Origin of the sequence: Actinomyces sp. oral taxon 175 str. F0384, from assembly GCF_000223355.1 — a bacterium.
GTDB lineage: Bacteria > Actinomycetota > Actinomycetes > Actinomycetales > Actinomycetaceae > Actinomyces > Actinomyces oris.
In genome coordinates this window covers 154,253-177,567 of sequence record NZ_AFUR01000001.1, presented here as the reverse complement: position 1 = coordinate 177,567, position 23,315 = coordinate 154,253, and the positions used below count along the sequence as shown (strand labels likewise).

Sequence of the window (23,315 nt, the reverse complement as noted above, 5' to 3'; positions counted from 1 at the left end):
ATGGCCACGATCCTGTTGCCCAGCAGCAAGACGAAGGACGCCACCGCCAAGGACCCCTCCCTCAGGGCGAAGATCGGGCCGTTCATCAGCAAGCTGTCCACCATGGCCACGAGCTCGGGGCTGCACCTGGAGCCCATTCGTGGATCGCGGGACCGGCGTGTGCGTACCGCGCGCGTCACCGACTTCTACCGGGCCGTCCTATTCGAGCTCGCCGCTGACGGCGAGGTCGTCTACGTCATTCACGGCATCTGGCCACATGACGAGGCCATCAAGATCGCCGAATCCGTCACCGTCCACGTCAACCCCCGCAATGGCATCACCGAGGTCGTCAACGTCGGGGACCTCATCGGCCTGGATCCCCGTGCCGTTGAGGAGGCGCGGCGCACGGCCCAGGCCGAGCTCGCCGCCGCCCAGCGCGAGGCCGATGAGCTCGCCCGCGAGACGGCCCGCATCCAGGCCGCCAACGCTGAGGCGCGCCGTCGCAACGAGGAAGCCAGAGGAGCCGACGCCGGTTCCGCGCCCACCCAGGCAGCTGGCACCGAGGTGGTCGCAGCGGGGGGCCAGCGGGGCGAAGGCGGAACGGCTGCCGGAGTGGCCGTCGGGGCCGCCGCTGTGCCGGGCGCCGTCGTCGTTCCCAGCCGGGACCAGGCACCGGTGTGGCCCGACGGACTCACCGTGGAGATGCTGCACGACGAGCTCGGCATTGACGTCCGACTCGGCGCAGCAGCACTGGCGGCGCAGCGCGAGTCCCAGCTCCTCGACCTGGCCTCCACCGCCCGGGTCGCCTGGCAGGGCGAGGCGCTGCTCAACCTGGCCACGGGGGCGACGATTGAGGAGATCCGTGAGGACTTCGGGCTGCGGCCCTCGCGTGACGTATCCGCAGAGCCCACCGACGCCGACCTCATCGCCGGTCTGCGTACTCGCGCGGCACGCTCGACCTTCACCTGGTTGGAAAGTGACGAGGACCTGCGCCGCGCCATCGAGGGGCTCAGCTTCGCCGAGTGGCAGCTCTTCCTGCACCCCCAGCAGAGGGCCCTCGTGGAGCGGCGCGCGAACGGCCCCATGCGTGTCTCGGGCGGCGCCGGAACCGGGAAGACCGTCATTGCCGTGCACCGCGCCGTCGAGCTGGCCAAGCGGGACAAGGCTGACGGGCAGGAGCCGCGGATCCTGCTGACGACCTACACGCGCAACCTCGCCGACGACCTGCGCCGTCAGGTCGCCCAGCTCGAACCACGGCTGCCCTTCACCGAGAAGCTGAGCGAGCCAGGAGTCATGGTCAGCGGCCTGGACCGGGTGGCGCGCATGATCCTCCAGCAGGCCGGGGCCAAGATTTCCCCCATCGCCCAGGAGGTCATCGGCCAGCCGCGCGGGCGAGTGCTCACCTACCCCAGGGAGAACGTGTGGCAGGAGGTCCTCACCCTCATGGGCGATGAGCTGCCCGAGGGCCTGCGCTCCGCCGACTTCCTGGAGTCCGAGTACGAGCTGATCGTGCTCCCCCAGCGCGTGACGACTCTCAAGCAGTACCTGCGCGTGCGCCGCCCCGGTCGGGGCGTGGCCCTGGACCGGTCCAAGCGGGCCGCCGTGTGGAAGGCGATGGAGCGCTACCGGGACCGCAGCGCCGACCTGGGCGTGACCTCCTTTGACGAACAGCTCGCGCTGGCCGCCGCCTGGCTCGATCACAAGGCAGCCCTTGGCACGCCCCGACCTTTCCGGCACGTACTCGTCGATGAGGCGCAGGACCTCACGCCCGCTCACCTGCAGCTGCTGCGGGCGCTGGTGGAACCTGGCCCAGACGACCTGTTCCTGGCTGAGGACTCCCACCAGCGGATCTACGGCAAGAAGATCACGCTGAGCCACTACGGGATCCAGGTGCGCGGGAGGTCGCGGCGGCTGACGCGCAACTATCGCACCACCCGTCAGAACCTCGATGTCGCCTTCGGGATCCTCGATCCCGGCACCTATGAAGACATGGAGGGGCAGGCCGAGGAGCACCACTACGTCTCACCGCGCTCCGGGCCCGAGCCGCTGCTGCTACACGCCACCGACCGCGCCGACGAGCTGAGCAAGGCCGCTGAGCTGCTGACAGTGTGGCTGGAGCAGGACCGAGACAGTGAGGACAGCGCCCCGGAGAGCATCGCCATCCTCGTGCGTGACCGCTACCAGCGCGACGCCGTCGTCAACGGTCTGGCACAGCACGGGGTAGAGGTGCGCGCCGTGGACCGGGAGGCGGCCGGTCGGGGCAGGCCCGTGGTCATGACGATGCACCGCGCCAAGGGCCTGGAGTTCCGCAAGGTCCTGCTCTTCGACGTCTCGAAGAACGCGATCCCTCGGCCGCTGCGGGACCAGCAGTACTCCGACGCAGACAGCGACGACGCCCTCCTGCGGGAGCGTTCCTTGCTGTACGTGGCCGCGACCCGCGCCCGAGACCAGCTCGCCATCTCCTGGAGCGGCGAGGCCAGCCCCCTCATCACCGCCCTCGCGCCGTAGGTTGTAGCCTCTCAGCTGCGTTTTCACAAGTTGGGCACCCAGGCCCACCAGCCGAGGACGCACCATCGGGCTCGTGGACTGCACCCCCAGGGTCAGTCCTCGGCCCCTAGGGTGCGTCCTCGCGGCTCGGCCGGTCAGGGCCGCCACCCGCGCACCCGTCAGGGCCGCCACCCCCCGCACATGTCAGGCCCTTCGCGTACGCCCCCGGCGAAGTGCCTGCCCCGACTCACCAGGCAGCCTCCCTTCCCGTTCCCAGGAGTCCCCGAGCCAGCAGCCCCGCACCCTTGAGATTCCCTGCCTCTCTGAAGGAACGTCGGGCCGATATTGGGCAGCATCCGCAGGCCCACTGAGGGCCTACCGAAGACCCTCTGGGCAATCCCTATGGGACTCTTGGACCCCGTGTCCAACATGTGGGGTGTGCGTCACCACGACTCTCCCCCGGTGTCTGAATGGTGCTCGTGACCGTTGACGTTGTACGGTTGCCCCACGACATATTTGACCAGGAAGAGCGCGCCCACGTGCGCGCCGTGACACGTTGGAGGGGGTCGAGCCTATGGGGCGCGGCCGTCAGAAGGCCAAGGCAACCAAGGTTGCCCGTAAGCTCAAGTACTTCAGCCCGGAGACTGATTACAAGGCTCTGGAGCGGGAGCTCGTCTCAGCGTCCTCGGGATCTGAGCCTGACGACGAGATCGACTACGAGGAGCTGGCCGCCAAGTATGCCGTCGACGACGATGACTGGGACGAGGGCGGCAAGTAGCCCCACCCAGTGAGGGCCGGAGGAATGCACCTGCCGGCCCTTCCTCGCGCCTACGAACGCGCACGTCGAGGCCGTCGGGCGGCCATCCGTGTCACTCTCGGCGACTTTTCACTCCCGAACCGAAACACCTGTGTCGCATCGACCCAGGTCAGGGCGGTGCTGCCCTGACCCGTTTCTCCAGAACCGGCCCGGTGGGGTGTGAATAGTCGCCATCCGTGACACCTCGCGACGCGAACGCCCCGCTGGCACAGCGGGGCGTTCGCCGTGGCTCAGGCGGTGTAGGTGCCGTGGATGTCGACCGCTCCCCCGTCGACGCCCTTCGTGCCGGAGACGACCCGGCCCTGAGCCTCATACTTCCCGGCGTCGTGCACCTCGCCCAGCACCCAGGCGGGAATCTCAGAGCCCTCGGCGACCCGCAGGACGGCGTCGACCACGCCCGGCTCGACAACGGCCACCATTCCCACGCCCAGGTTGAGGGTGCCCTCGAGGTCCTCCCACGGCACCGAGCCGAGCTCGCGCACGGTGGAGAAGACCGGCGGCACCGTCCAGGAGGAGCGGTCGACGTCGGCGATGAGCCCATCCGGTAGGACCCGGGCGACGTTGGCGGCCAGCCCCCCACCGGTGATGTGGGACAGGGCGTGGATCGGACCCGGAGCGGCCGGCGAGGAGAGGGTCTCCAGCATGGCCAGGCACACTCGGGTGTACAGGCGTGTGGGCTCGAGCAGCTCCTGTCCCAGGGTGCGGCCGAACTCAGGGACCTCGCGCTCCAGGCCCCAGCCGGCGTGCTCGATGACGCGGCGCACCAGGGAGTAGCCGTTGGAGTGCAGCCCGGAGGCGCCCAGGGCGACCAGGACGTCGCCGGCGCGCACCTTCTCGGCACCGAGCATGCGGTCGGCCTCGACGACGCCGGTGGCGGCCCCGGCGACGTCGTACTCGTCTGGGGCCATGAGGCCGGGGTGCTCGGCGGTCTCCCCGCCCAGCAGCGGGGTGCCGATGGCGGCGCAGGCCTGGGCGATGCCGCGCACGATGTCGGCGATCCGCTCGGGGACGACGTGCCCGCAGGCGATGTAGTCGGTCATGAGCAGGGGGCGGGCCCCGACCACGACGATGTCGTCGACGACCATGCCCACCAGGTCCTGGCCGATGGTGTCGTGGATGTCGAGGGCCTGGGCGATGGCGACCTTGGTGCCCACTCCGTCGGTGGAGGTGGCCAGCAGGGGGCGGCGGTAGTCGCGCAGGGTGGAGACGTCCACGAGCCCGGCGAAGCCCCCGACGCCGCCGACGACGGCCGGGGTCATGGTGGAGGCCACGGCGTCCTTCATGAGCGCGACGGCCCGGTCCCCGGCGGCGGTGTCCACGCCGGCGTCGGCGTAGGTGATGGCGGGGGCGGGCTGCTCAGGCTGCTCGGGCTGCTGGGTCATGTGGGGGCTCCTTGTGGACTCGGGTCGAAGGTGCGGTGGCGGGTGGAATGGGGCGAGGGCGCGGCGGGTGGCCGGTGCGCATCGCCGACGTCGGACCGGGAGGACCGGGGCCGGCCGGGGCGCGGCGGGCGCCGGGCCCCGGACTAGGTCGTCGATCCCAGGGGGCTGCCGGAGGCCAGGTCCGGGCGGGTGATGCTGCCCGGCGGCACGGTACGGCCGGCGTCGTCGGCCTGATCGCGGCGCCGACCGCGGTAGGCGGTGGGGACACGGCGCACCGGGATGGCGGCGCCCGTCAGGCTGCGCACGGGCGGCGGGATCGGGTAGTCGCCGGTGAAGCAGGCCAGGCACAGCTCGTCGGCCTTCTGGCCGCTGGCGGCCACCATGCCCTCGACGGACAGGAAGCCCAGGGAGTCGGCGCCGATGGATTGACCGATCTCCTCCACGCTCATGCCGGTGGCGATGAGCTCGGCGCGGGTGGCGAAGTCGATGCCGTAGAAGCAGGGCCACATGACCGGCGGGGAGGAGATGCGCACGTGGACCTCGGCGGCGCCGGCCTCGCGCAGCATCCGCACCAGGGCCCGCTGGGTGTTGCCGCGCACGATGGAGTCGTCGACGACGACGAGGCGCTTGCCTTCGATGACCTCGCGCAGGGGGTTGAGCTTGAGGCGGATGCCGAGCTGGCGCAGGGTCTGGGTGGGCTGGATGAAGGTGCGCCCCACGTAGGCGTTCTTCACCAGGCCCTGCCCGTAGGGGATGCCGGAGGCCTGGGCGTAGCCGATGGCGGCCGGGGTGCCCGACTCCGGCGTGGCGATGACGAGGTCGGCTTCCACCGGGTGCTCGCGGGCCAGGGCCGCGCCCATCTCGTTGCGTGAGGTGATGACGCTGCGCCCGGCGATGCGGGTGTCGGGGCGGGCCAGGTAGACGTACTCGAAGACGCAGCCGGCCCGGCGGGCGGTGGCGAAGCGAGTGGAGCGCACGCCGTCCTCGTCGATCTCGATGAGCTCGCCGGGCTCGATCTCGCGCACGAAGGCGGCGCCGACGATGTCCAGGGCGGCGGTCTCGGATGCCACGGCCCACCCGTTGCCCAGTCGCCCGAGCACCAGGGGGCGCACCCCGTGGGGGTCGCGGGCGGCGTAGAGGGTGCGCTCGTCCATGAAGACCAGGGAGAAGGCGCCGCGCAGCATGGGCAGGACCCGGCGGGCGGCCTGGTGGACGCTCAAGGGTGCCGGTGCGCTGTAGACGGCGTCGAGCTCGGCGTCGTCGGTGATGCCGGAGGTGAGGATGTCGGCGGCCGAGTCCCAGCCCTCCAGGGCGCCGCGCTCGGAGACGAGGTTGAGCAGGGCGGCCAGGACGGCGGTGTCGGTGGAGGAGCCGCGGCCGAGCTCGCCGCTGAGGTCCTCCCCGGAGGTGGCGTGCACGGCGTCCATGAGCTCGCGGGTGTTGGTGAGGTTGCCGTTGTGGGCCAGGGCGAGGGTGGAGCCGGCCGCCGGGCCGAGCATCGGCTGGGCGTTCTCCCAGGTGGTGGCGCCCTGGGTGGCGTAACGGACGTGGCCGACGGCGATATGGCCGGTGAGGTTGGACAGGGCCTGGTCGTCGAAGACCTGGGAGACCAGGCCGAGGTCCTTGTAGACGAGGATCTGGGAGCCGTTGGAGGTGGCGATGCCGGCCGACTCCTGGCCGCGGTGCTGGAGGGCGTACAGGCCGAAGTAGGTCAGGCGGGAGACCTCCTCGCCGGGGGCCCAGACGCCGAAGACACCGCACTCCTCACGCGGCGAGGGCTCGAGCTCATTGGAGTGGTCGTCGGGCAGGGCGGTCAGGCCGGGGACGCCGGTGGGCGCTGCGGAAGCCGCAGGAGCCCCGGGGGCCTCAGGGGCCGCCGGGTCGGGCGGGCTCGGACGGCTGGTCCGCCCCAGGGGCTCGGAGGAGTCGGCCCGCGGTGTGGGGCGGGCGCCGTCGGGATGGTCGAAGGTGATCTGCGAGGGGTTCTCACCGGTGCGCACACGCACAGTCTGTCACGCCCGGGCGCCGTCTGACCATTGCGTCCGCCGGAGCCGGTCAGCGCGGGCGGCTTCGGAATCAGCTGGCGCCCATCAGGACTCCGACGACGATCATCGAGACGCCCAGTATGGATCGCCTGGTGAAGGGCTCACGTAGGAGCCACACGCCGGCGATGACACCGAAGACGACGTTGAGGCTCCGGGAGGTGGCGACGACGGACGGAGGCCCGAAGCGCATGGCGACAAGCACCAGCGCGTAGCTCGCCGGCACCAGCACCGCGATCGGGAGGGCTCGGGTCCAGCCTGCAGCCAAAGCAGCGGGCAGCTCGCGACGACGCCGGCCCAGCACGATGGTGAGCAGCACGAACTGAGCCAGACTGGACAGCGCCATGTAGGGCACGACCGCGACGTGCAGCTCCGCGACGGCAAAAGCGTCCCACAGGGTGTAGGCGGCGGTGCAGGAAGCGACGGCGCCGCCCGCCCAGAGGCCTCGGGCCCGGGTCAGATTCCGCCAGGTGACCCTCGAGGCGAGGACGACGCCGACGAGGACCGCCATCAGCGCGAGCGTCTGGATGGCACTCGGGCCCCCGGTCCACGGCGCCACCACCGCCGTCACCAGAACCGGCGCCAGTCCGCGTGAGACCGGGTAGACCACTGACAGGTCCGCCGCCGAGTAGGCGCGTTGGAGAACCGCCGCGTAGGCCGTGTGCAGCGCCGTGCTGACGAGGGCCGCCCACCAGGCCGGCCCCAGACCTCCCCATATCGCCCCCACTGTCAGTACCACGAGCCACAGCGGTGCGGTGATGGCGCTGTAGACCCACACGAAGGCGACATCCGAGGTACCGGACCTCTTCACCAGCACGTTCCACAGGGCGTGCAGGGCGGACCCGGCCGAGACCAGGGCGAGGGAGTATCCGAAAGCCATCATGTAGACGTTGTCTACCATGTTGTAGACGCCGTCTACAAGAGGCAGGCTAGGGCCATGAGCCAGACAACGGAGGACCGTCTGATCCAAGCAGGGCGGCAGCTGCTCGAAGACGACGGCATCAGCGCGGTGACGGTGCGGGAGGTGGCTCGGCGCTGCGGCGTCTCCCACGGAGCACCGAGACGCCACTTCCCCACCCTCGCGCTGCTACTGGCCGCGATCGCCGAGGTGTGCCTCGGAGAGCTCCGCGAGCGCATCGCTGACGCCGGAGGAAGCCTCAAGGGGACCGCGAGGGCCTACGTCGCCTACGCCGTCGAGCACCCCCACGCATTCGACCTCATCACCCGTCACGACGTGCTGGCCGGCAGCGGACGGGAGCTTCGGGCCACGTCCCTGCCGCTCCTTCAGCAGTGGCAGACCCGCTTCGCGGAGCAGCACCCGGACGCTCCCAACGCCACCGCGACCGCCGCCTGGGCGGCCATCCACGGCGTTGCCTCGCTCGCCTCACGGGGCGTGCTGGACCTGGTCGGAACCGATGCCCAGGAGCTGCTGGATCAGATTCTCCCGCAGGACTGACGCATCGGGCGCCTCAGGGCTGGTGCGTCAGGAGCTGGAAGCGGATGCCGGAGGTGGGGTCGGCGGACAGGAGGCGGACCCGCACGCGCTCACCCACCGGGAGGCCGCCGTCTAAGGCCTTCTTGCCGGCGCGGATCTCGGTGACGACGGCGGGCTCGGCCAGGACGAGCTCGCCGCGGCCGTCGCGCTCGGAGGTGATGACGCCGTCGAAGACCTCGCCCTCGTGTCCGCGCAGGACCAGGGCCTCCAGGGCGGTCAGGGCCCCGCGGCCGATGGCGCGGGCGCGCTTACCGGTCTGCTCCATGACGCCCGGCAGGTCGGGCAGCGCCTGGAGGACCCACTCGGGCACGGGCGCCTGGGCGCAGGCGGCGATGCAGACCTCCTCGCCGTAGCGGTCCACGAGTCGTCGCAGCGGCGCGGTGACGTGGGCGTAGCGGGCGGCGATCGCGGAGTGGACGGCCTCCTCGGAGTCGGCGGCCTCGTCGTCGGCGGGGACCCCGACGCCACCCACCCCGAAGGCGAGGTAGCCCGATCCGCGGAAGAGGGACATGGCCTGCTCCAGGAATGCGGCGTGGGCGGGGATGGCGTGGTCCAGTCCGCGCACGAGCTCGGGGTAGGGCTGGGCGGCCGGCCAGTCGATGCCCAGGGCCGCGGCGACGCGCCGCAGGCGGGCGTAGTCCTCGGGGCGCGCCGGCGGCAGGGTCCGCAGGATGCCGATGCCGCACTCGACCATGATCCGGGCGGCGCACATGCCGGTGAGCAGGGAGATCTGGGCGTTGTACTGCTCGGCGGGCACGGGCACGCGGTAGGCGAGCCGGTAGCCGGCCGGGCCGGCGCTCTTGGCGGGCTCGGCGGGCTCGGCGTCACCCGACGGCGACGGCTCCCCTGCTACCTCTGTTGCTTCTGCTGCCTCGGTCACCTCGACGACCTGCTCGGGCGTGGTCATGCTGATGCCGCCGCGGGCGGCCTCGCGCTCCAGGCGCAGGCGGCCGATTTCGGCCAGGAGCTCGGGCAGGTCGGCGGGTGCCTCCTGGGGCAGGGCTCCCTGTCCGTCGATGGCGTCCTGGACCTGGGCGTAGCTGAGGCGCGCCCGCGAGCGCACGAGGGCCCGCTCGACGCGGGCGGAGACGACCTCTCCGCGTTCGTCGAGGTCGATGGTCCACAGGCAGGCCGGGCGCTCCGCATCCTCCAGGAGGGAGGCGGCGCCGTGGGAGAGGACCTCGGGGTGCAGGGGCGTGGCCGTGTCGGGGGCGTAGATGGTCTCGCCGCGGCGGCGCAGCTCGACGTCCAGGGCGCCGCCGGGGGTGACGAAGGTGGCCAGGGAAGCGATGGCGTAGTGGACTCGGTAGGTGGCCGACGGCTCGGGGGCGGCCCCGGTCCCCACACCGGCCTGTGCGGGCAGGCGCTCCAGGAGCACCGCCTGGTCAAGGTCCATGGAGCCGGGCGGGTCGATGGTGACCAGCTCCAGGTCGCGGGCGTCGCGGGCGCCGTCGGCCAGGAGACGGGCGGGGCCGTCCTGGGCCCAGGCGCCGGCGGCGGCCTCCGCCTCGGCGAGGGCCTCGGGCGGGAAGGCGGCAGGCACCTCGTAGTGCGCGCGCAACGCGTCCAAGGTCCGGGCGACCTCGGCGGGCGGGGCGGTGTAGGTGCTCAGGCGCGTGCGACTCATGGGATGAACCTACCGGCGCGGGCCCTCAGCGCAGCAACCAACGGGCGGATGGGGCAGAATCGGCCCAATCTGTCACGGGCGGCGACTTTTAGGACCGAGTGCGCTCCGCAGACGACCAGTCAGAACGCATTAACGCTGGTCAGGACCTTGCGCCCTGACGCCTGCCCCGACAGCACGCGTTGAAAAGTCGCCATTCGTGACACTTTCGTCCTCTGCGCGGTTGGCACAACAGTCCGCGAAGCCTCAGGACATGGGGTAACCGGCCCCAACGAGTCCGCGGAGCAGCCCCGGCTCCCAAAGCGACAGTCAGAATCGGAGCGGTGCTACGGCGGCACGGCGACGGCCATACCGGCACCGGTCCTCGGGGCAGTGCCCAACGGGCGCGCACAGCCCCAGCGCGCCCCACACATCGACCAAAACTTCAGAATCGACGCGGCTCCGGGTCGTTTTTGAAGAAAATGTTGATGTTTACCCGGGGAGCCGGACCAGGGGCAGGTAGGCGGACAGGTCGCAGCGCTCACCGGAGGCGTGCAGGGCGCCGCCGGCCAGGGCGTCCTGCCAGGCGAGTCGGCCGGTAGCCAGGGCCAGCCAGGTGGCGGCGTCGGTCTCGACGACGCTGGGCGGGGTGCCCCGGCGGTGGACGGTGCCGGCGACGGCCTGGGTGACACCGAAGGGCGGGACCCGCACCTCGACCGAGCGCCCGGGCGCGCAGGCGGCGAGCTCCTCGAGGGTGTAGCGCACGGCGGTGGCGGTCATCCGACGTCGGGCGGCCCGGTCAGTGGGACTGGCGGAGTCGGCACCGTTCCCAGCTCCGGCCGGTTCGTCGTCGGACGTGCCCTGCTCCTGGGCCCACTGGCGCAGGGCCTGGGCGCCGGCGTCGGGGTCGATGCGTCGTCTTGCAGCCATGGCGCGAAGCCTATGCCGGAGCAGCCCGGAACTGACAGGCGATCCCAGCCCGACGGCACCTCGCGCCAGGCCTGGCCCATCGGGGACTGCGTTCTGCGCCCAGGACGTACTTCTCCCCCAAACGACTGCGCCCGGGCCGTCACCTTCTGTAGGAGAACGCAGTCCTCGACCGAAAAGTACGTCCTCGATCCGGGGCGGCACAGTCCACAGGAACGTTCCGCGCAGCCGGGGGCATCCTGCGCGGCGGGGTGCGTGTCGTCCCGGCCGGGGGCATTCGACGCCGTCGGGGACAGGATTCCTGTCCCCGCACGCGCGGATCGCACCCGACGGGAGGAGAGCGTCCCCGTGCGCGCGAGATGTCCCCGACGGGAGGGGTGCGTCCCCGGCCGCGTGAAGCGTCCCCGCCGAGGGCCACCGAGCCCCACGACCCCGGCCCCTGAGGTCCTCACACGCATCATGCGAGGCCCCACACCTGGCGGGACCCCGCACGACGCGGCGATGAGGCTCGCCGGCTCAAGCGGCAGCCGCGGCCTGCGCCTCAACGCCCTTCTTGCCGTCCGCGTTGCGCCCCAGCCCCTTGAGGACGATGACCAGCGCGGTGCTCACCACCGTCCCGGCCAGGATCGCCAGAAGGAAGCCACCGAAGTTGGTGATGGCGAAGGCGACGAACACACCGCCGTGGGGCGCACGGGAGCCGACGTGCATCGCCATGGTCATCGCACCGGTGATCGCCCCGCCGGCCATGGTGGCCGGGATGACGCGCAGCGGGTCGGCGGCGGCGAAGGGGATGGCTCCCTCGGAGATGAAGGACAGCCCCAGCAGCCAGGCGCTGCGCCCGTTCTCGACCTCGGCCTTGGTGAACAGCCGCGAGCGCAGGAAGGTCGCGGCGGACATCGCCAGCGGCGGCACCATGCCGGCGGCCATGACGGTGGCCATGATCTCGTAGGGAGCAGTGTTGCTGGCGCTGGCCGCGGACAGTCCCGCGGTGCCGAACAGGTAGGCGGCCTTGTTGACCGGCCCGCCCAGGTCGAAGCACATCATGAGCCCGAGGATGACGCCGAGCAGCACGGCCGACCCGCCCCCGGACATGGAGGTCAGCCCGTCCTGCAGCGCGGTCATGAGGGCGGCAAGCGGCAGCCCGAGGACCAGGTACATGACGGCGCCGACCACCAGCGTGGTGCCCAACGGGATGATGACCACGGGCATGAGCCCCCGCAGCCAGGCCGGCACGCCGAGCCCGGCGAGCCAGGCCGCGAAGTAGCCCGCGAGGATGCCGCCGACCAGGCCGCCGATGAACCCGGCACCGACCTCGACCGCGACGACCCCCATGACGAATCCGGGCGCGATCCCGGGCCTGCCGGCCAGCCCGAAGGAGATGTAGCCGGCCAGCGCCGGGACGAGGAAGCTCATGGCCGCCTGCCCCAGCAGGAACAGCGTCCACCCGATGTACAGCAGCAGCCCGGACTGGGAGACGGTGATCGTCTCGGTGCCGACGACGTCGCCGGCCGAGTTCTTGATCTCGTGGACGAACTCGTTGCCGGGCAGGTTCCACAGGGAGTAGTCGCTGATGGAGATCTTCTCGTAGAGGTTGGCCACGTCGTACCCGGCCAGGAGGAAGCCCAGCGCAATGAGCAGACCGCCGGCGGCCACGAAGGGGATCATGTAGGACACCCCGGTCATGACGGACCTCTGGAGGCGCCGGGCCCAGTGCTCGGAGCCCTCCTCACTCTCCTCGGCGGACTCGCCGCCGGCCGGCACTCGGGCGGCGCTCGGGTCGTCGACGGCGGCCAGGGCCTTGTCCACCAGGGAGCCGGCATCGTTCACGGCGGCCTTGACGCCGACGTCGATGACGGGCTTGCCGGCGAAGCGCTCGCGGCCCTTGACGGGCAGGTCGTGGGCGAAGATGACGGCGCTGGCCCGCTTGATGAGCTCGGGGTCGAGGGCGTCGATCTTGCCCGAGCCCTGGCCCTCGATGGCCACGGTGATGCCGCGGTCCTTGCCGGCCTGCTCCAGGGCCTCGGCGGCCATGAAGGTGTGGGCGATGCCGGTGGGGCACGAGGAGACCCCCACGATGACGGTCTCACCCTCCGCCTGAACCGACGACGCCGCAGCGGCCTTGGTCTGCGCGGCACCAACCCCTGCGGCTGAGTCCGCGGCGCTTCCAGCCTTGCCGGCCTCGCTGTCCTCGGCGCCCTCCCCGCCGTCGAGAAGCTCGGGCTGGACCTGCCCGGTGACGATTCGGGTGATCTCCTCGGCGTCGGCGGCCTGGCGCAGGGCGTCGGTGAACTCGGTCTGCATGAGTCCGCGGGCGAGCTTGGCCAGGAGCTGGAGGTGGAAGTCGTCGGCACCGTCGGGGGCGGCGATCATGAAGATGAGGTCGGCGGCCTGTCCGTCGGCGGCCCCGAAGTCGACCGGCTCGGCCAGGCGGGCGAAGCCGAGGCTGGGGGCCAGGACGTGGGGGCTGCGGCAGTGCGGGATGGCGATGCCGCCGGGGATCCCGGTGGGAGCGGTGGACTCGCGCTTCTTGGCGTCGGCGGCCAGGCCGTCGGGGCTGGAGGCCCGGCCGGCGCCGGCCACGGTGGCGGCCAGGAACTCGATGACGTCTTCCTTGCCCGGGCCGGCGTCGGCGTCGAGCGCGACCAGCTCGGGGATGATGAGGGGCTTGTTCTCGGTCATGGTCTTCCTTGGTGTCCGAGGTGCCGTCGCCCGGTGGGCTGCGGCGGGTCACAGGTGGTCAAGGGTGGTGGGCGGCGGTCATGCGGTCGGTGATGGTGATGCGGTGGGTCGGCGGGCGGGTGGTGAACAGGTCAGTGGACGGTCAGTGGCGGAGCCGGTTCGGCGGCCGGTAGCCGCAGCCTGCAGCCGCCGGCGCATGCGGGGGCCGCGGGCTCGCGGGTCCGCGGCCCCGGCGCCTGCGGGTGCCCCAACTCAGGAGAGCCGGGTGACGACGGCCGCCTGCTCGGGCAGGTCAGCGGGCGTGGGCAGGGTGGTTCCGGGCAGGGAGGCGGCGGCCGAGCCGTAGGCCATGGCGGTGCGCAGGCGCTCGGCCTCGTCGCCGCCGTTGACGTCGGCCAGGATGTAGCCGGCCACTGAGGAGTCCCCGGCGCCGACGGTGGAGACCACCGGGACCTCGGGGGCGGTGGCGTGCCAGGCGCCGTCGGCGGTCACCAGGACGGCGCCGGCGGGGCCGAGGGTCACCATGACGGCGCCGAGCCCCAGGCCCACCAGGAGGCGGGCGGCGTCGACGACGGGACCGTAGTTCCCCTGGACGGCACCCTCCTCGAGGGCCATGGCGCGCTCGGCGGGCAGGCCGGCGAGCTGACCGAGCTCCTCACCGTTGGGCTTGATGAGGTCGGGGGCCGATGCGGGCAGCTCGGCGGCCAGGGCCGCCAGGGGCTCGTCGGAGGTGTCGACGGCGATGCGCAGCCCCGGAGCGGCCTCCCGCAGGAGCCCCACGAGGCGGGCGTACCACCTGGCCGGCGCACCCGGCGGCAGGGAGCCGGACAGGACCGCCCAGTGGTGGGTGTCGGCTTCGGCCGACACCCCCGTGAGGGTGAGGGTCTCCAGGAGGGCCTGCTCGACGGCGTCGATCTCCTCCCCACTCAGGCCCGCCCCCAGCTCGTTGAGCTTGGTGGTGGTGCCGTCGGGCTCGGTGACGGCGGTGTTGATGCGGGCGGGTCCGGCCACGGGCACGGATCGCACGGTGAGGCCGGGCAGCTCGAGGGCGCCCAGGGCGGTGAGGATGGGGTCGTTCTCTGCGGCGGGCAGGACGGCGGTGGCCGCACGCCCGGCGTTGGACAGGACGCGGGCGACGTTGACGCCCTTGCCTCCCGGTTCCATGACGACGCCGGTCAGGCGCTGGACGGCGCCGCGCTGGAGGGGTCCGGGCAGGGAGACGGTGCGGTCGAGGGACGGGTTGGGTGTGAGGGTCAGGATCATGCGACAAGGACCTCGGTTTCGGTGGCGGTGAGCTGGTCGATGAGTGCGGGCGGGAGCTCGACGTCGGTGACCAGGAGGTCGATGTCGTCGAGGGAGGCGAAGGAGACCAGGTGCTCCTGGCCGATCTTGGTGGAGTCGACCAGGGCCACCACCTGGCGGGCGCTGCGCACCATGGCGCGTTTGACGGTGGCTTCGTCGGGGTCGGGCGTGGACAGTCCGTGGGCTGCGCTCAGGCCGTTGGCTCCCAGGACGGCGACGTCGACCCTCAGGGTGGACAGGGCCTCGACGGCTTCGGGGCCGACGGCGGCCTGGGTGAGTCCGCGTAGCTGGCCGCCGAGGATCCGTACCCGGGTGCGTCCGGCGCCGGCCAACCAGGCGGCGGTCAGGACGGAGTTGGTGATGACGGTCAGGTCGGTGTCGCCCGGCAGGAGGCGGGCGAGCGAGCCGGTGGTGGTTCCGGCGTCGATGAGGAGGGTAGTGCCGGGCTTCGGTGCGAGCCGCGCCAGGGCGGCTCGGGCGATGGCCTGCTTGGCGGTGGGGTTGACCTGCTCGCGCTGGGTCACGCCGGTCTCCGGCAGGGCGGGGGCGGGGATGGCGCCGCCGTGGACCTTGCGCAGGGCGCCACTGCGGTCCAGGGCGGTCAGGTCGCGGCGGATCGTCTCGGGGGTGACGTCGAAGTGCTCGGCGAGCTCGGTGACGAGAACCCGCCCTGCACCGCGTACCTGCTCCACGATCTGGCGGTGCCTGTCCTCAATGCGCATGTTCACCTCCTGGAAGGTCCGTGCCGTAAGCCCAGTACGCCCGTTCGGGCATCCACTCGACCCTGAATGTTTGAACAGACGTAAGAGTATGTCCGTTCAGACATACACGTCTACCCCTTTGTGATCCACAATACAATCCATAGGTTGTTTTGAGAACAGGGTCCGCCCAACGGGCACCACCGCCCCATCGAGGACGTCCTTCTGCGACCAGGACTGCGTTCTCCCCCAAAAGACGACGGTGAGATCCCAGTAGCCTGGAGGAGAACGCAGTCCCCGACCGGAAAGTACGTCCTCGGCGCGAACCGCAGTCCCCACAACCCCGGCCGCCCGGGCCGCCCGAACCATCCCCGGTGACGCCCCGTCGTCGACGCCCCGCAGACAGCACTCGTGCCCGCCCCCCCGAGTGGGGAGGCGGGCACGAGTCTCGATCCGCGTGTCGCTGCGGGTCAGCCTGGAGCGGTCTGCGTCAGCCTGACCCAGCCGGCATCAGCCGAGTCAGCCGGCGTCAGGCAGCGTCAGGCGACCTGCCGTCTGCGGCGCAGGATGAGGTAGCCGCCGACGACGAGCAGGGCGAGGGCGAGTACCCCCGCACCGAGTGAGGCGCCGGTGCGGGCCAGAGGACTATCGCCGGCCGCCTGGTTCGGACGCTCGGCTCCGGCCGCCTGGGCGGGCGCTCCGGACGCGGTCGGAGTGGCGGTGGCTGCGGGCTGCGCGCCGCTCCCCGCAGACGGCTCGGTGCCGCCGCCCACAGAGGTCTCACCAGCACCAGGGCCGCCCTGTGGGGTGGATGCCGCCTTGCCGCCGGCCCCGTCCGCCGCAGCGTCAGCGCCCGTCGCCGTGCTGTCTCCCGAGTCCGCTCCAGGGTCAGCCGCATCCTCATCCTCGATCTCGACCGAGAAGCGATTGAGAACCGTGCCTGCGGCGTCGAGGGTCTCGACTGAGGCCCAGCGGCAGGTGGTGGCCTGGACCGTGCGGCAGGCGCGCGTGGGGGCGTCGGCCGGGAAGGTGAGGTTGAAGTCGACCCGCCCGGTGGTCGGGCCGGTGGGGTTGACGGTGAGGTCGAGGTCCTTGGTCAGGATCTCCTGATCCCCCGCGCTGACGCGCACGCGCCGGGCGCCGGCGGCCTGCTCGGTGGGGTTGGTGTAGGCCAGGGAGTCCAGGGTCACGGAGACCGTGTCGGTGCTGCGCGCGCCACCTGAGCTGATGTACACGGGCCCCACAGTCATCGCGGTCTGCCGCTTGGAGTAGTCGGCTGTGACGGGCTTGTCGCCGAAGGAGGCCAGGTAGGCGGAGGTGACGTCGCGGTCGAGGACGCCGGTGTTGGTCGCGGGCTTGTCCTTCAGGACGGTGTAGCCGTCGCCTCCTGCCAGCAGGAAGGAGTTGGAGGCGACGACGACGCTGTCGCCGTCGGCCAGCGGCTTGCCGTCGACGAGGATCTCGCGGATCGCGGGGGCAGCTCCGGGCTCGCCCCCGTATGCGGGATCGGTGGTGGCCTCGGTGAGGACGTCGACGTTCCTGGACAGCCCCAGGGTGAGCACGGGGCGGCTGGAGCCGGGCTGCCACTGTTGGGACAGCAGAGCCTTGAGCTCGGCGCCGGTGAGGGTCGTGTAGGCCATCTCGTTGCCGAAGGGCTGGACGGTGTAGGCCTCCCCCGAGGTCAGGACCCCATCACCCTCCGAGCCGGAGGCGGCGTAGAGCAGGTCGGCGCGCACGCCGCCGGGGTTCATGATGCCCACGTAGCGGGTGGAGCCGGTGGGCTGGATGTCGGTGGCGACCCAGCTGCGGAAGGACTCAGCGATGAGGTTGGATGCGGTGGACTCGGTGCCGCGGTTGGCGCCGGGGCCCGAGCCGTCCGAGCCGCGCAGGAAGTCCGAGCCGATCTTGGCCAGCGGCTTGCCGCCCTCGGCGGCGGAGTCCTTCTCCGCCTGGGACACGATTCCGGCGACGCCGTAGGCATCGGTGGTGCAGCTCGAGCTGCGCAGGTCCTCGTTGTCAGCACTGACCACTGAGGTCTTCCGGCTGGCGGGGTCATAGCTCAGGCGGATGCGTCCCAGCGCCCAGCCGTAGTGGTCGGCCTGGACGACGGCGATCTGGTTGCCCTCGGCGCCGGTGACGGTCTTGGCGAAGGGCACGTGGGTGTGCCCGGAGAAGACGGCGTCGACATTCTTGGAGAAGCTCGTGGCCGTGGAGGCCGCGTCCTCATGGCTGAGCACGACGACGACGTCGGCCTCACCGTTGGCCGGGTCGCCGTCCTTGAGGTCGGCGGCACGGGCGTTGGCGGCGGCGACCGCTGGGCTCAGAGTGAGGGTGGACAGGGCAGAGGGTGACACGAGGGTGGGAAGCTCATCGGTGACGACGCCGACGAAGCCGACGCGCACACCGCCGACCTCCTTGATGAAGGTCCCCTTGCCGCCGCCCTCGGCGCTCAAGGGAGTCGAGCCGGAGACGTTGGCGGCCAGGATCGGGAAGTTCGACGCGGGCAGGATGCGGGTCTCCAGGTCGGTCAGGCCCTGGTCGAGCTCGTGGTTGCCCAGGGCGGAGACATCCAGGGACATCGCGTTGAGCGCCTCCATGGTGGGGCGGTCCTGGAGGATGGAGGAGACGTAGGCCGATCCGCCCACGGAGTCTCCGGCGGAGACGAACAGCGTGTTGGGGTTGGCGGCGCGGGCGGAGGAGACCTCGCAGGCCAGCGTGACAGCACCGGGGTCCTCAACGGATGTCTGTCCGGTGGCGCTGTCCGTCTGAGTGGTTCGGGAGATGTGGCCGTGCAGGTCGGTGATGCCCAGCAGGTCGATGGTGGTGGCGCCGGCGGCCGGAGAGTCGGCCGGGGCGGCCGCCTCGTCAGCACCGGCAGGAGGGTTGAGCGGGAAGGGACTGAGGGCTGTCAGAGTCAGCGCGCACATGACGGCGCTGACCCTGACGGCCCGCGTGGGGCGCAGTCGCATGTCGTTCCTTGTCAGGCGGAGGGATGGTGACCCGGGAGAAGGTGAGGAGAGGAACATGGGTCACCGTATGCGCCCCTGCGATACGGGGCATTATTTTTCGTGGCACTCACTGACATTCATCAGACGGCGCTCGTACCCGCCTCCCCCGGGTGCCCGTCCACGCCGTCGGGCCATGCCTCCACCGCGGGAGCGAGGCGAGGAACGAGCCGCGCGGATGGTTGCCATGAGCGTCGATCCCACTCCCCTCCCATGCCCACGCCCCGTCCCACGCGACAACGACGGCGTCCGCCGCCTCGTTCTCAGAGGCGACGGACGCCGTCGCTGTGGGCGCGAGCCCCGATCAGCCAGGTATCAGACGATGCCGTGGGCGATCATGACGTCGGCAACGCGGGTGAAACCGGCCGCGTTGGCGCCGAGCACGTAGTCGCCGGGGCGGCCGTACTCCTCGGCCGCGGCGACGCAGGAGTCGTGGATGTCGGCCATGATGCCGGTCAGCTTGGCCTCGGCGGTGGCGAAGTCCCAGCGGGTGCGGCCGGCGTTCTGCTCCATCTCGAGGGCAGAGGTCGCCACGCCACCGGCGTTGGCGGCCTTACCGGGACCGAAGAGGATGCCGGCCTTCTGGAAGGCCTCGACGGCCTCCGGGGTGGAGGGCATGTTGGCGCCCTCGGAGACCACGCCGCAGCCGCCCCGCAGCAGGGTGTTCGCGGCGTCGCCGTCGAGCTCGTTCTGGGTGGCGCAGGGCAGGGCGACGTCGCCGGGGACGTCCCACACGGAGCCGCCGGTCACGAGGCGGGCACCGGGGCGACGCTCGACGTAGTCGGCCACGCGGCCGCGCTCGACCTCCTTGACCTGCTTGAGCAGCTCGAGGTCCACCCCGGCCTCGTCGACAACGTAGCCGGAGGAGTCGGAGAAGGTGATGGGGGTGGCGCCGAGCTGCTGGGCCTTCTCGATGGCGTAGATCGCCACGTTCCCGGCACCGGAGACGAGGACCTTCTTGCCCTCGAGGGACTCGCCCTTGGTGGCGAGCATGGACTGGGCGAAGAGCACGGTGCCGTAGCCGGTGGCCTCGGTGCGCACGAGGGAGCCGCCCCAGGCCAGGCCCTTACCGGTGAGAACGCCGGCGTCGTAGGAGTTCCGCAGGCGCTTGTACTGGCCGAACATGTAGCCGATCTCGCGGCCGCCCACGCCGATGTCGCCGGCGGGCACGTCGGTGGAGGGGCCGATGTGGCGGGCCAGCTCGGTCATGAAGGACTGGCAGAAGCGCATGACCTCGGCGTCGGAGCGGCCGTGCGGGTCGAAGTCGGAGCCGCCCTTGCCGCCGCCGATGCCCTGGGCGGTCAGGGCGTTCTTGAAGATCTGCTCGAAGCCGAGGAACTTGATGATGCCGGCGTTGACCGAGGGGTGGAAGCGCAGGCCGCCCTTGTAGGGGCCCAGCGCGGAGTTGAACTCGATGCGGAAGCCGCGGTTGACGTGGACCTGGCCGGCGTCGTCGACCCAGGGAACCCGGAACATGATCTGGCGCTCGGGCTCGACGATGCGCTCCAGGAGGGCGCCCTCGGCGTAGTGGGGGTGCTTGGCGATGACGGGATCGAGGGACTCGAGCACCTCGTGGACGGCCTGATGGAACTCGACCTCTCCACGGTTGCGAGCCACAACCTGCTCATAGACCTTTTCGACAACGTCCTGCATGGGGGACTCCTTCGCCTAGCGGAATAAGCTCAGCACCTGGCTGGTCGCCGCGGCGCCGCGAGAAGACTTCCACCGAGACGTTCACTGAGACGAAACATCTCGCGATCCGGAGGAAACATAGCCGTCGCAAAGGCCGCATTCCGGACATTCACGCAACACAGATCACATTCCTGGAGGATCTGGAGACATGAATAGTGAACAGCTTCCAGACGGTTCAGGCGAGACGGCCCGCTACACCCACGGCCACAGCGCGGCGGTGCTCAGCGCGCACTCGCGGCGCGGCGCGGCGGACTCGGCCGCCTACCTGCTTGCCCACCTGCATACGGGCATGGACCTGCTCGACGTCGGCTGCGGGCCGGCGTCCATCACTGCGGATCTCGCCGAGCGCGTCGCCCCGGGGCGGGTCGTGGCCCTCGATGCCGCGGCCGGCGCCCTGGAGGCGGCTCGGGCGACGCTTCGCGAACGGGGCCTGTCCGAGCAGGTGGAGCTGACCTGCGGGGACGTCATGGCCCTGCCCTTCGAGGACGCCTCCTTCGACGTCGTCCACGCCCACCAGGTCCTTCAGCACCTCGCGGACCCGGTGGGCGCCCTGGCCGAGATGCGCCGCGTCACCCGCCCCGGCGGGATCGTGGCCGTGCGCGACGCCGTCTACTCCGCCATGACCTGGTTCCCCGAGCCCACGGGTATGGAGCAGTGGCGCTCGGTCTACATGGCCACCGCCCGGGCCAACGGCGGCGAGCCCGACGCCGGGAGCCGGCTACTGTCCTGGGCCCGGGCGGCGGGCTTCACCGACGTGACGGCCTCGGCCTCCACCTGGTGCTACGCCACGCCCGCCGATCGGGCCTGGCAGTCGCAGACCTGGGCGCAGCGGTGCCTGACCTCTTTCGGTCCGCGGGCCGTCGAGCTGGGACTGGCGGACGGGGCCGACCTGGAGGCGATGGCCCAGGCGTGGCGGCAGTGGGGAGACAGCGAGGACGCCTGGTTCGTCGTCGTGCACGGTGAGGTCCTGGCGCGCGTCTGAGTTGAGTGCGGGTGCGCGGGATCGACCGGCACCGGGCGGGCGTCAGGTGCCCAGCGCCCAGATCGAGGCCGCGTCCGGCGCGGTGAAGCGGAATCCGGAGGCGAGCAGCGCCTGAGGCACTGCGCGCTGGGAGGCACCGAGCAGCTCGGCGAGCATGCCGCCGACGCTTCCGGCACCCCCGGCCGCCCCGGCCCTGCCCGCCCGGTCCAGCAGGAGCTGGGGCACCACCGCCACCGAGGGCGGGCCGCCGGCGCGCGACAGCAGCCGGTGGAGGTCGCGGTTGCGCAGCGGCTCGGGCGCGGTCAGGTTGACCGGCCCGCGGACGTCGTCGTGCTCGATGGCCCACAGGAGCCCGGCCGCGGCATCCTCCAGGGCGATCCACGGCTGCCACTGGTCACCGCGGCCCAGCCGGGCCCCCGCCCCGACCCGGTAGGCGGCACCGAGGATCCTCCCCAGCCCGCCCGAGGAGCTGACCACCAGGCCCGTGCGGGACTGGACCGTGCGCAGACCGGCTCTCGCCGCCGGGCCCGCAACGGACTCCCAGCGCCGGCACAGCTCGGACAGGAATCCCTCACCAGGGCCGCTGGCCTCGGTGAGGATCTCGTCGCCCCGGTCCCCGTAGAAGCCGGTGGCCGATCCGCTCAGCAGGACCTCGGGCCGCCCGGCCGGGGGCAGGCCCGCGGCGACCCGGGCGATGAGGGCGGTGGTGGACAGGCGTGAGGCCGCCAGCTCGCGACGGCGCGCCGGTGTCCAGGGGCGCGGCGCGATCGGGGCGCCCGACAGGCAGACCACGGCCCTGGCGCCCTCCAGGGCGCTGGGCGGCAGGAGGCGCTCGGCGGGTGCCCACCAGGCGTGCTCCCTGCCGGAGTCATCGACCTCGATGCCCTCCCGCGGCGCCTGGCCCGCTGCGCTGCGGTGGAGGATCCGGATCCTCCAGCCGCTGTCCCGGGCCAGGTCCGCCAGGCGGGATCCGATGAGGCCCGCTCCGGCCACGACGAGCAACCCCGGGTCGCCGCGCCGGCTGGACCGCTCTGAGGGGGTGGCGTGAGTACTCATGTACTCAGCCTAGGCGCTCGGCCGCCCCACGGGCCCCGGTCCCGGCCGCGCCCCTACCGACGACGCAAGAGGAGGCGGGTTTCCGCTCTCTTCTGGCCAGGAGTGAGCCGTATCGGTTCACAGGATGCACACAACGGGCACCCACTCCTTTAGGCTCTTCCCAATGCCCGAACACACCCCCGCTTCCCGCTCCTCCGTGATGGATCTGATGGCTCTGCGCTCCGTCACGGAGCTTCCCGTCACCCGGCGCCATGTCCTGGACCCCGAGGTCCTGCGGACGGTGGCGGCCGTCGACCGGGTCGGCGACCTGACGCGCTTCAACGTCGCTGAGGTGCCCGAGCTGGCCCAGCTCTCCGCCCCTGAGGAGCTGCTGGCGCCCGACGAGCGCGGCTGGGCCCTGGGGCACGCCCTGTCTCTGGCCGTGGAGCACGGGCAGCGCCTGTGGCTGAGCGAGGTTCCCACGCAGCGACTAGGGCTGCTGCGGAGCGTCCTGGGTGAGCACCTCGTCCACGTCGCCTCCCCGCAGGCGCCCGACGGCGTCGAGGCACCGCGGACCGACGGGGCCGCTCAGGGCGAGGGCAGCGTCGTCGTCGCCGTGAGCCCGCGCCGTCTCCTGGACGAGTGGGCCACCGGGACGCCTGAGCAGATCCGCTACCTGCGCACTGTGCTGGAGGGGACGGACCCGTTGCGCGTCTCCCGGCACACCCTGGCTGCCCTGCAGGAGGCGAAGGTGGACCTGGTGCCGCGCGCCGGCATCGTCCGCCTGCTGCACAACCCCCGTTTCCTGGCCTACGCGACGGTGTTCATCTACTCCTCGCTGCGGGCGCTCCCGGCCGTCTACGCCCCCGGCTTCCGCGGCAACCCCTGGGTGCTGTGGGCCATCGACATCGTCACTGCGGTGCCCTACACGTGGGGGATCATCGCCATGGTGGCGGGTAAGCGGCGCCGCATCCGCTTCGCCGGCTTCCTCGTCACCCTCATCACCTTCGTGGCGCCCTACGTGTACTTCTTCCTGGCCGGCGACGACGGGCACGGCAACCAGTACCCCGGCTGGGTCATCATGGTGGTCATCGGCCTGGTGCTGGCCACCTTCCTGCTGGAGGGCGGCCGCTGGCTGCGCGACGTGGCGGTCGCCCGGGGGCTGCGCGCCCCCGGGGACGGTTAGTCCG

At 71.7% G+C, this 23,315-nt stretch carries 16 protein-coding genes; 5 read left to right on the top strand and 11 right to left on the bottom strand.

The genetic code is table 11. From position 1 onward, the window contains the following. Window positions 1-2,487, top strand: a complete 2,487-nt coding sequence (locus HMPREF9058_RS00725) for a 3'-5' exonuclease (protein ID WP_009747372.1) — start codon at window positions 1-3, stop codon at window positions 2,485-2,487. 553 nt (window positions 2,488-3,040) lie between these two features. Continuing rightward, window positions 3,041-3,244, top strand: coding sequence for a DUF3073 domain-containing protein (locus tag HMPREF9058_RS00720; protein ID WP_003781441.1), 204 nt, complete (start codon window positions 3,041-3,043; stop codon window positions 3,242-3,244). A 269-nt stretch (window positions 3,245-3,513) separates the two neighbouring features. Here the strand turns inward: HMPREF9058_RS00720 and purM are convergent, their stop codons facing one another. The 3 genes from purM to HMPREF9058_RS00705 form a co-directional block, all read right to left on the bottom strand. Beyond that, the gene (purM, locus tag HMPREF9058_RS00715) at window positions 3,514-4,665 is read right to left on the bottom strand and encodes a phosphoribosylformylglycinamidine cyclo-ligase (RefSeq protein ID WP_009747268.1); all 1,152 of its coding nucleotides are present in this window, start codon (window positions 4,663-4,665) and stop codon (window positions 3,514-3,516) included. A gap of 143 nt (window positions 4,666-4,808) precedes the next feature. Further along, window positions 4,809-6,482, bottom strand: coding sequence for an amidophosphoribosyltransferase (gene purF, locus HMPREF9058_RS00710; protein ID WP_083816356.1), 1,674 nt, complete (start codon window positions 6,480-6,482; stop codon window positions 4,809-4,811). 259 nt (window positions 6,483-6,741) lie between these two features. Further along, the gene (locus tag HMPREF9058_RS00705; protein WP_009405591.1) at window positions 6,742-7,608 is read right to left on the bottom strand and encodes a DMT family transporter; all 867 of its coding nucleotides are present in this window, start codon (window positions 7,606-7,608) and stop codon (window positions 6,742-6,744) included. 36 nt (window positions 7,609-7,644) lie between these two features. On the opposite strand from HMPREF9058_RS00705, the gene HMPREF9058_RS00700 reads away from it, so the two are divergent. Continuing rightward, a complete protein-coding gene (locus HMPREF9058_RS00700) occupies window positions 7,645-8,163 on the top strand; it encodes a TetR/AcrR family transcriptional regulator (RefSeq protein ID WP_009406275.1) in 519 nt (172 codons plus the stop codon). 13 nt (window positions 8,164-8,176) lie between these two features. On the opposite strand, the gene HMPREF9058_RS00695 is transcribed toward HMPREF9058_RS00700, so the two are convergent. The 7 genes from HMPREF9058_RS00695 to gdhA all read right to left on the bottom strand — a co-directional run bounded on the left by HMPREF9058_RS00695 (window position 8,177) and on the right by gdhA (window position 20,069). Next, window positions 8,177-9,829 carry an RNB domain-containing ribonuclease gene (locus tag HMPREF9058_RS00695; protein WP_009747634.1) on the bottom strand — a complete coding sequence of 551 codons (1,653 nt, stop codon included), beginning with the start codon at window positions 9,827-9,829 and terminating at the stop codon, window positions 8,177-8,179. A 468-nt stretch (window positions 9,830-10,297) separates the two neighbouring features. Continuing rightward, complete coding sequence (locus tag HMPREF9058_RS00690; protein WP_009406045.1) at window positions 10,298-10,735, bottom strand: sterol carrier family protein; 438 nt, start codon at window positions 10,733-10,735, stop codon at window positions 10,298-10,300. A gap of 513 nt (window positions 10,736-11,248) precedes the next feature. Beyond that, a complete protein-coding gene (locus tag HMPREF9058_RS00685) occupies window positions 11,249-13,411 on the bottom strand; it encodes a fructose-specific PTS transporter subunit EIIC (RefSeq protein ID WP_009406490.1) in 2,163 nt (720 codons plus the stop codon). Between the two features lie 252 nt (window positions 13,412-13,663). After that, a complete protein-coding gene (locus HMPREF9058_RS00680) occupies window positions 13,664-14,674 on the bottom strand; it encodes a 1-phosphofructokinase family hexose kinase (protein WP_009405571.1) in 1,011 nt (336 codons plus the stop codon). Continuing rightward, a complete protein-coding gene (locus HMPREF9058_RS00675) occupies window positions 14,671-15,435 on the bottom strand; it encodes a DeoR/GlpR family DNA-binding transcription regulator (protein ID WP_009406393.1) in 765 nt (254 codons plus the stop codon). Before HMPREF9058_RS00675 ends, HMPREF9058_RS00680 begins: the two co-directional genes overlap by 4 nt. A gap of 515 nt (window positions 15,436-15,950) precedes the next feature. Next, window positions 15,951-18,380, bottom strand: a complete 2,430-nt coding sequence (locus HMPREF9058_RS00670) for a 5'-nucleotidase C-terminal domain-containing protein (protein WP_009406327.1) — start codon at window positions 18,378-18,380, stop codon at window positions 15,951-15,953. Between the two features lie 351 nt (window positions 18,381-18,731). After that, complete coding sequence (gdhA, locus tag HMPREF9058_RS00665) at window positions 18,732-20,069, bottom strand: NADP-specific glutamate dehydrogenase (protein ID WP_009405620.1); 1,338 nt, start codon at window positions 20,067-20,069, stop codon at window positions 18,732-18,734. Between the two features lie 187 nt (window positions 20,070-20,256). On the opposite strand from gdhA, the gene HMPREF9058_RS00660 reads away from it, so the two are divergent. After that, entirely contained in the window at window positions 20,257-21,090 is an 834-nt protein-coding gene (locus tag HMPREF9058_RS00660; protein WP_009747576.1) for a class I SAM-dependent methyltransferase, read from the top strand. A gap of 42 nt (window positions 21,091-21,132) precedes the next feature. Here the strand turns inward: HMPREF9058_RS00660 and HMPREF9058_RS00655 are convergent, their stop codons facing one another. Continuing rightward, window positions 21,133-22,146: a TIGR01777 family oxidoreductase gene (locus tag HMPREF9058_RS00655; protein ID WP_009406241.1), complete on the bottom strand. Its 1,014-nt coding sequence runs from the start codon at window positions 22,144-22,146 to the stop codon at window positions 21,133-21,135. A 163-nt stretch (window positions 22,147-22,309) separates the two neighbouring features. On the opposite strand from HMPREF9058_RS00655, the gene HMPREF9058_RS00650 reads away from it, so the two are divergent. After that, on the top strand, window positions 22,310-23,311 hold the full coding sequence (locus HMPREF9058_RS00650) for a hypothetical protein (protein WP_009747424.1): 1,002 nt from the start codon (window positions 22,310-22,312) through the stop codon (window positions 23,309-23,311). Window positions 23,312-23,315 lie beyond the last annotated feature (4 nt).